Below are 9624 nucleotides of genomic sequence, written 5' to 3' on the forward strand. Positions count from 1 at the left end.
GCCCCTATGTCACAGGCCGTTTCGCCAGCCATCAGGCCGGCCGCACCGCCGCCGATAATTGCAACTCTCATCGTCGGCCCGAGTAGGTCCTGAAGGCACAGCCGACCGTGTGATCGTTCACCATCCCGACGGCCTGCATGAAAGCGTACATGATTGTGCTGCCGACAAACCGGAACCCGCGCTTCTTGAGATCTTTCGAAAGCGCATCGCTTTCAGGGCTCGTGGCAGGCACCTTTGACGTCGTTCGCCAGCGGTGGATCTTTGGCTTACCACCGACAAACCGCCAGACGTACCGATTGAACGACCCGAACTCCTTCTGTACTTTCAAAAAGGCCCGGGCATTTGTCACTGCCGCCTCGATTTTCAGCCGATTGCGGATAACACCGGGATCTTTTAGGAGTTCCCGTTTTTTTACCGTTGTAAATCGCGCGACTATCCCTGGATCGAATCGAGCGAACGCTTTTCGGTAGCCTGCCCGCTTTCGCAGAATCGTGTCCCACGTCAATCCGGCCTGCGCGCCTTCCAGAATCAACATTTCGAACAGGCGCCTGTCGTCATGAACGGGTCGCCCCCACTCTCGATCGTGATAACGAATCATATGGGGTTTGGACCCAGCCCAGGCACAACGAATCATCGGCTTAACTTTGTGCGTAAGGGGCATAGGTCGCAACAGGCGTCTTGGCAGTGAGGGGCGCGCGGATCAGTTTGTCGACGGGAAAACCCTGCTGGCGAACATACTCTACCAGCTCCTTATACAGATCATCATCCATAACCTTCGATCGAGAAAGAATCCAGAGATACTCTCGATCCGGGGTCCCGACGACGACCCATTGATAGTTCGGATCTAGACGCAAGATCCAATAGTTCCCCTGCTCCGAGGATGTGAACCAGGCTGCGAGCTTCGCCGCCCACTGGTCGAAGATGACGTTCAGCTTCGCATGCTGCTCGTGATCGACAACCGTTGCCTCACCGTCGATACTCGTCTGGCCACCGTCCTTCGTGACGCAGGCATTGCGCACACCGACTTTTCCATCTTCCCGCAAGTGATACTCCGCCGTCGAGCTAACACAGTTCCGTTGAGCCCACATCGGCAAGCGAGCAATCTCATGCCACAGTCCTGTGTACCTGTCCAGATCCACCGCTGTCGCCGTCGCCGGTGGAGTCTGCAGCCCCGTACCCGCACATCCGGTAACCGAAGAGACCAACATAGCCGTCATTATTATGGGTCGAATCAGGTGAAAGATCATCCCGGTCAGAAACCTATTCATTGTGGATTGACTCATCACCGGCAAGCTACCTTTCAGTACCCGGGGTGTCAATGCTTGCTTGAATAAATCGGAGAGAAACGCATTCTACACTAACAGACCCGGTAAAGTAGAATGTCCCTCTTTTTTCACGACCCGCAATTTAGGAAATTTAGAAAGTCCAACCCCCGACAACCTAACCCCACAAGAAATAACAAACAGGACTCCCCAAACAGAGGGCGAGAGGGGGGAATTTGTCCCGTCCTGGTGGGAGCGTGGTAACAGATGAGAGGATCGATGGGTCTTAATCGCTGCGTCAGAAGCTGTTTCCAGCGGCTGGCGTCACTCGCAGGGAAGGGCAGCTTAAGATCACTACTTGCCAGGTAGTAAGTCACGAAGAGACCTGCGACGCCAGATCGCATAGATTGCCGGGATGACGAGCAATGTCAGGACTGTAGATGACACCATGCCCCCGATCATCGGCGCCGCGATGCGTTTCATCACATCAGCGCCTGTCCCGTGGCTCCACATAATCGGCAGAAGACCGACAAAGATGGCTGACGCGGTCATCATTTTGGGCCTGACTCGCTGGACGGCTCCTTCGACTATCGCTTCGCGAAGGTCGGCCGTTGAGCGAAGACGGCCTTCCCGCTGCCAGCGCTCATAGGCTTCATCGAGAAAGATGATCATGATGACACCTGTTTCTGCTGCAACTCCTGCCAGGGCAATGATGCCCACCCATACAGCGACACTCAGGTGATAGTGAAGGATGTACAACAAGACGACTGAGCCCACCATTCCGAAAGGCACCGACAGAAGAACGATCAGACTCTTCGTCACGGATTTGAAATTCAGATAAAGCAGCACGAAGATCAACAGGATCGTGACGGGTACCACGACCTTCAACCGAGCCTTGGCACGCTCAAGATATTGGAATTGCCCGCCCCATGCGAGAGAATATCCGGGCTGCAAAGTCACCTGCTCCTTTATCACGTTCTGCACCTCGTCTACGTACCCGCCCAAGTCCCGCCCAGCCACATCGACAAACACGATACCGGCCAAGGACCCGTTTTCATCGCGAATGGCAGGGGGGCCGGTTGTCATGGTGATCCGAGCCAACTGACCGAGGGGAATCTGAGCACCCTTGCTCGTCTCCACGAGTATTCGCCTGAGCGATTCCGGGTCCTCCCGTAATTCCCGTAGATAGCGCACGTTCACGGGATAGCGCTCACGCCCTTCGACTGTCTGGCTGATGTTTTTTCCACCAATCGCAGATTCGATGACGTCCTCGATGTCCTCGACCACGAGCCCATAACGGGCTGCCTCCTCACGTTTGACGTGAATGTCGAGATAATATCCGCCAGTAACACGTTCAGCATAGATACTGCGTGTACCGGCAATGCCCTGTAAGAGCGCTTCAATCTTCAGGCCAATTCGCTCGATCTCGGCCAGTTCCGGGCCCAGAATCTTGATGCCGAGATTGCTACGGATTCCGGTTGCGAGCATCTCGGTCCGCGTCTGGATCGGCATCCACCAGATGTTGGGCATGCCCGGGAACTTGACGACCTTGTCCATCTCAGCGATCAACGAGTCCCAGGTCATACCAGGCCGCCACTGAGACTCTGGCTTGAGCGTCACCACCGTCTCTGCCATGCTCAACGGAGCGGGATCTGTCGGCGTCCGGGCCCGACCGATCTTACCGAAGACGCGATCGACCTCGGGGAATTGTTTGAGCAATTGGTCCTGCCGTTGCAGCACCGTGCTCGCCTGAGTGACAGAAATGCCGGGCAAGGAGGTCGGCATGTACAAAATGGTCCCTTCGTTGAGTGGGGGCATGAATTCCGCCCCGAGTTTTCCGTACAAAGGAGCAGAACTTGCCATTGTGATGATCGCCAAGATCACGACCAGCCAGCGCGCACGCAATGCGCCAGAAACCATCGGCCGGTAAAGCCAAATCAACAGTCGGTTGATGGGATTTTTCTGCTCCGGTGCAATCCTTCCCCTGATCAGCCATACCATTAAGAGGGGCGCAAGAGTGATCGACACCAACGCCGCAAACAGCATGGCGGCACTTTTGGTGAAAGCCAAGGGTCTGAAGAGCCGTCCTTCCTGAGCTTCAAGCGTGAACACCGGCAAGAATGAGAGCGTAATAATGAGCAATGAGAAGAAGAGTGGTTTGCCGACCTCTTGGGCTGCGTGGATGATAACCGCGGTGCGTGAGTTAGGTCGTCCTGCCCGCTCCCATTGTTCCAATCGCTTATGGGCATTCTCGATCATCACGATGACCGCATCGACCATAGCCCCAATGGCGATGGCAATACCGGCCAACGACATAATGTTCGACGTGATGCCCACATAGTACATCGCCAGGAAGGAGAGCAGGATGGCAACTGGCAATGTCAGAATCGCGACAAGAGCCGAGCGCAGATGGAACAGAAATACGACGCTAATGATACTTACGACGACACTGATTTCGATCAACTTTTCTTTTAGGGTCGCAATGGCCCGAAGAATCAGATCGGAGCGGTCGTACACGGGGACAATCTCGATCCCTGCGGGCAGGGATGGTGTCAGCTCCTTGAGCTTCTCCTTGACGCGGTCGATCACCGCCAACGCATTCTCGCCGTATCGCATGACAACGATGCCACCCACTGTCTCCCCAGTACCATCCAGTTCGGCGATGCCACGACGCATGTCGGAGCCGATCGTCACACGGGCCACGTCTTGGACGGTGATCGGGGTACCGTGCCGGTCGTTCCCAACGGGAATTTGTCTGAGATCGTCCAGTGTCCGGATATAGCCGCGTCCTCGCACCATGTATTCCCGCTCACTCGCTTCAATCACGCGACCGCCAACATCGTTGTTGCTGCGCCGAATAGCCTCGATGAGTGCTTTGAGCGGAATGTGATACCCAAGCAGCTTATTGGGATCGACCTGTACCTGATATTGCTTCACAAATCCGCCAATCGACGCCACTTCAGCCACTCCCGGAACACTTTGGAGCCAGTAGCGCAGGTACCAGTCTTGAAAAGTTCGGAGATCCGAGAGGTCATGCTGACCGGAGGTATCCACGAGTGCGTATTGGAAGACCCATCCGACGCCCGTGGCGTCCGGACCGAGCGTGGGAGAGACGCCTTCGGGCAATTTGCCGGTCACGCCTTGTAGATATTCCACCACCCGGCTCCGGGCCCAGTAGATATCCGTTCCGTCCTGGAAAATGATGTAGACGAATGACAGTCCCAGGAAAGACTGTCCACGGACTGATTTGATCCGTGGAGCCCCTAGCATCGAAGTCACGATGGGATAGGTAATCTGATCCTCAACCAAATCCGGGCTGCGCCCCGTCCACTCGCTGAAGACGATCACCTGCACATCAGAGAGGTCAGGGATGGCATCTAGCGGAGTCTGGTAAACGGCCCAGAGACCCCACCCCAATAGAAAAAGCGTCACCAGGAACACCAGAAATCCATTCTGGGCGCTCCACTCGATCACGCGTCTAATCACACCATGCTCTGTCATGTTCGTTGACTACATTCCTGACATTGCGGCGCCACCGGCAATCACAGAAAATGTTTCCTTTAATTCCTGCTGACCTGGACGCTGAATGGTCACTGTGAGATCCCACTGTCCTGCCATGCCGAGATTCGCCTTGGCCTGGTAGACGCCATCTTTCTGGAGCGCCATCGGGATTGTGGCCGGCACCATGCCCGGCATTGGCATGGTATATGTGAGCAGGACCTTGGACGCCGAAGCCGGCCTCCTGCTCTCCTCCTTCAGGTTTACGCGAATGACATTCTCGCCCACTCGTGGGACGGTCGGTTCGGTGGACAGCATCATCGTGATCCCGCCGACTTTCTTCCCGGTCATTGGAGCGACCTGCTCAGTCTGCTCAGACATCGTGCCGCCCATATCCATGCCCCCCATGTCCATGTCTCCCATGCGGGCCTGTTCCATGCGAATGCCTCCCATGCCGAGAGCCCCCATCATATTTGTGGCGGCCATCAATTTACTCTCGGAATCGATGAGAAAATTCCCGGAGGTCACGATCTGTTCCCCTTCTGCCAGCCCTTCCGAAACCTCTAGATAGGACCCGATCCTCGGGCCGAGTTTCACTATTCGTGGCTCGAAGAGTCCTTCCCCACGGACAACGAAGACGAGGGTGCGGGTACCGGAATCGACCACCGCTTGTTCAGGAATCGCCAGAGTATTCCCTCGGTCTACTTTGATCAGGGCATCCCCGTACATGTCTGGCTTGAGCTGCAAGCCCGGGTTCGGTAATTCCAGCCGGACCTTGACGGTCCTGGCTTCCTTGTTGAGGTAAGGATAAATGTACGACACTCGTCCATGGAACTGTTCTCCAGGGTATGCGACAAACGTCACCGTCGCTGGTTGTCCTACCTTCACGAATGGCACCTCATACTCGTAGATCTCCGCATGAACCCAAATTGTGGAAAGATTCGCGATTGTGTACAGGGTCATTCCTGGTTCCACAAACTTTCCCTTGAACACCCTCTTGTCGATCACATGTCCAGTGGCCGGCGAGGTCATGCTGATGTAGGTTTGCGCTTTGCCCCGACGGGCCAGCTCATCGATCTGCTTGTTGGTCATTGTCCACAGATGTAGTCGATCTCGGGTGGCATCGACTAACTGATCCGCCTGTGCCAGAACTTCAGAGATTGGGCTGTCCCTGACTTTCTCCCTTGCCTTGAGAGCCAGGAGATACTCGTCCTGGCTCGCCACGAGATCCGGGCTGTAGAGTGTAAACAGCGGTTGGCCTTTGTGCACCAGCTGTCCGGTGAAATCCACGAAGAGCTCTTCCACCCATCCCGAGACGCGAAGATTCACGTGGGTGACACGTTGCTCATCGAACTCCACTCTGCCAACTGCGCGAACTACGGTCTCAAGGCGACGCTTCTTCACTGCTGCGGTCTTCACTCCGATCAACTGTTGCTTGGAGGGCGTGACCATGGCATAGGCCTGGGAAAACCTGCCTTCAGGAGCCGCCATTGGCTTCATGCCCTTCATGCCAGAACCTTGTACTTTCCTCTGCACGTCCTGCTCGACGCCCTTCACCTCGGATAGTAAGGGACGGAGGCGATTCCAGCCGCTAATGAGCCAGAGCCCGCCGACCACCACGATCAGGCCGATCATGATCTGCACCGTGTGCCTTCCTCTTGGTGTCACGCGACGCATGATACACCTCCTGGCTTATAACTCCCGGCCGACAATTTGCTCGAGTTCGGCAACCCGGTGTTGCCAATCAACCAGAGCGCTGTAGTAGGCCAACTGGAACTCCCGCAACGCCCGGTCGGCCTCGATCAGGTTTAGAAAATCAGCCCGGCCAGTTCGATAACCAGCCCGCGCCGAGGCGAGACTGTCCTCGGCCTGTGGTAAGACAGTGGTCTGATACAGCAGGGCGACTTCCCAACTGGCCCGTACTTTCGCGAGCACGTCGCGAATCTGGAATCGCGTGAGGTTATGTACGCTCTCCAAATCGGCACGGGCGGCAGCGACTGCCGCACTCGCTTCTTGCACCGCCGCGTCGTACTTCGGCTTGGTCCAAAAAGCAAACGGCATGTTGATGGCCATTATCGCGCCGAACCCGTTGGGGGCCTGGTAATTCTGAAACCGCTGAAACGCCACGGTGACATCCGGATAGTACTGGCGATGCGCGAGGGCACGGAACTTTTCATTCCGCCGAACTGCCAATTCAGCCGCTTTGACGTCAGGCTTGGCATCGGTTGCTATTTGAAAGAGCTCGTCGAGATCCTTTGGGAAACGTTTCACCCGAGGCTCTTGTGGCATTCCCATAGGCATGCGGGGATCTTTATTCAAGAGCGTATTGATTTTGGCCTGAGCCGTTTCTCGATGCTGCTCAAGAACCGGCAACTGCTGATGGAGTTTGGCGAGTTCCACCTGCGCCTTGAGCACATCCACTTGAGTGCCTTTTCCCGTTTTGAATTTCGCGATAGCAGCCTGAAGAAACTGGGTGAGGAGATCGATCTGTTCACGGTGAATTTGAATCGCTTTGTGGGCCAGGAATAGGTCGTAGTAGGCCTGCTTGGCTCGTGCCACCAGGTCGAGTTCTTTGGCGCGCAAGGCCTGTTCGGTGATGTCGGCCGAGCGGCTCGCCACTTGTTCCTTCAACGCGAGCTTTCCTGGGAAAGGAAATTTTTGAGAAAGCCCGATGATGGTATTCGCTGTTTGGCCAATGTTGAAGGATTCGGGAAAGTTCCACAATTGGACAGAGAATGTAGGGTCGTCCAGAGCGCGCGCTTGAGTGATTCGTTGGGAGGCTGCGGCCAGTTGCTGCCTAGCTGTGGCAATCTCTGGGTTTGCCTCCAAAGCTTCACGGATTATTTCAGATAAGACCAATGGTTCGGCCTGAATCGGCTCACCATTGGCGCTTGAATGGATGCCTGCGATAAATGCGAGCACTGCCACAATTGCCTTAAGAAACATCGGCGTTTCGGTATTCATGTGAACCTCCTGTTCGATCTCTCGTGGCGAGGTTTCAGAAGGAACTCGAGCGATGTGATCGCAAGAAATCAGCCCGATCAATCGAACAATGATTGGTAGTGACGCGAAGGGAGGACCGACGAGATCAGATGCGAAGGACTTGAGTCTTGAGCAGTACATCCTCTGGAGGAGAATGCGCTGGATAATCGCAACTCAGCTGTGTTGCTGGAGGATGGTTGAGCATATGAATTAAGGAGATAGGAGCATCTTCGCTGACACTTTGAGAGTCCAACTCCGGGTTGGAATCTAAGGGCGCCTGAACGGACAACATCTTGAAGGCGTCACAGAATTGCCGGATAGGAGATGCTTCGGGCGTAGAACAACCGCTTTGCATCGAGGCCGCTGTAGTCCCAAACAGCGGGAGAAGACAGGCCTGCGCATTAAAGCTCAAAACGCCGAAGAGCAGGTTTAAGAAGATGATGAGGACAAGACGAGCTCTAGGTACAGATCGCATGACGCCAAAGGATACTCTCCCCCTGACTTCATGGTCAATTTTCCAATAGTTACGGTTGGTGTCATCACCTCGGGTTCTCCAGGAAACCAACAACTTATGAAAATCAATGGCCAGCCATTCGTAGCTGTACCAGTACGAATGGCAGGCACCAGTAACGTTGATTGGTTCCGTAGAATGGCTGGAGGTCCTTCTACAAGAAGAAATCTCTTTGTTGACCACATACTCGACGAAATTGACCTGCAATTTGTTTGTTCGCTCTTTCTCAAAGTCTCAAGAAATGGTTAGGCGTTAGAAGCGGTTGCTACCTCCAAAGCTCCGTCATGAAGTTCGGGCTGAATCAATTTTAACCTCCGCACCCGTTTCCCTTGCTCGCCTGAGTGAGCAGGCCTACCAACCACGTGATCCTTCCAGGCTCGCTCGTACCTCCCTCTCAAGGCGCTAATTCTTTTTCTTCTCAACCGCCATATACCACTTCACTTTCATCCTCCCGAAATCCCTCCTCACATGACTCTTCAGCGACCGCTTGGAATCCAGTACCCTCTCCCCTCCTTCATCCCGCACGAACACCACCCAATGCCAATACGGCCGGCTATTCTCCCTATGCCATTTGATTGCGAGTAAGGCCAGATCGGGCAGAGTCTTCCACGAGCAAAAGGGCTGCTCGGTCGAGGCTGGACGCAAACGATATTCACGTATCAGACGCCGCACGTGATCTGTCTCGGACCAGAGTCGAGGATCGGCGGCGATAATGCCAAGCTGCTTCGCCTTGCGTTTCACCTCTTGATAAGAAACTCCGGCGAGGGCCGCGACCGAGGCGATACCACAACCGGTCCGTTCCAACTGAATGACCGGCATGATCATAAGTCCACCTTCATCTTGCGGCCACCGGAAACACTAAAGCCATGCCGTTGGTAAAAGGTTTTCGTCCGCTCGAACTGCGGCAACGGCGGTGTCGTCACTTCCAATCTTGTCCATCCCTTCGCCTTCGCATGTGCTCTCGCCTCAGCCAAAAGCTGAGTCCCCACACCTTTTGATCTGTAGTCGGATCGCACGTACAGTTCGGGAATCGTGCCGAACGTCCCTTCTGCGTATAAGGCACGAGATTCATATAAGGCTGTGAATCCCATTACTATGTCTCGGTCTAAAGCGAGCAGGACGACATAGCTGCCATCGGTCAGCCATTGGCTGGCGCGTACCTCTGTTTCCTCCCTGTTGAACGAAAACACCGGGATTTGAATCGCTGCCATGATTTCATGGAGCAACTCCCCGACCATCACGGACAGGATTCCAGCGTCAGCAGGGCCTGCATATCGCACAAGGGTATTCATCGCAGAAGTAGGTAGATTGTGAGGTTAAATGCCGATCGTTTCGATGGTTGCCAGCTCATCCGCCGTCAGCGTAAACCGA

8 protein-coding genes are annotated in these 9624 nt (G+C 55.0%); all 8 read right to left on the reverse strand.

Annotated features, from left to right (window positions below):
- Positions 1-67: 67 nt before the first annotated feature.
- Positions 68-634 carry a DNA-3-methyladenine glycosylase I gene (locus ACWVCN_RS02160; protein WP_455243868.1) on the reverse strand — a complete coding sequence of 189 codons (567 nt, stop codon included), beginning with the start codon at positions 632-634 and terminating at the stop codon, positions 68-70.
- Between the two features lie 4 nt (positions 635-638).
- Positions 639-1268: a lipocalin family protein gene (locus ACWVCN_RS02165; RefSeq protein WP_455243869.1), complete on the reverse strand. Its 630-nt coding sequence runs from the start codon at positions 1266-1268 to the stop codon at positions 639-641.
- Between the two features lie 348 nt (positions 1269-1616).
- Positions 1617-4748 (reverse strand): efflux RND transporter permease subunit, encoded by a 3132-nt coding sequence (locus ACWVCN_RS02170; RefSeq protein ID WP_455243870.1) that lies wholly within the window; start codon positions 4746-4748, stop codon positions 1617-1619.
- Between the two features lie 24 nt (positions 4749-4772).
- Positions 4773-6437, reverse strand: a complete 1665-nt coding sequence (locus ACWVCN_RS02175; protein WP_455243871.1) for an efflux RND transporter periplasmic adaptor subunit — start codon at positions 6435-6437, stop codon at positions 4773-4775.
- A gap of 15 nt (positions 6438-6452) precedes the next feature.
- A complete protein-coding gene (locus ACWVCN_RS02180; protein WP_455243872.1) occupies positions 6453-7724 on the reverse strand; it encodes a TolC family protein in 1272 nt (423 codons plus the stop codon).
- A 124-nt stretch (positions 7725-7848) separates the two neighbouring features.
- Positions 7849-8460, reverse strand: coding sequence for a hypothetical protein (locus tag ACWVCN_RS02185; RefSeq protein WP_455243873.1), 612 nt, complete (start codon positions 8458-8460; stop codon positions 7849-7851).
- Positions 8461-8655: 195 nt separating this feature from the next.
- Entirely contained in the window at positions 8656-9078 is a 423-nt protein-coding gene (locus ACWVCN_RS02190; RefSeq protein ID WP_455243874.1) for a hypothetical protein, read from the reverse strand.
- Positions 9075-9545: an N-acetyltransferase family protein gene (locus ACWVCN_RS02195; protein WP_455243875.1), complete on the reverse strand. Its 471-nt coding sequence runs from the start codon at positions 9543-9545 to the stop codon at positions 9075-9077. The genes ACWVCN_RS02190 and ACWVCN_RS02195 overlap by 4 nt, the downstream gene beginning before the upstream one ends.
- Between the last annotated feature and the right edge of the window lie 79 nt (positions 9546-9624).

The organism is Petrachloros mirabilis (assembly GCF_975968855.1).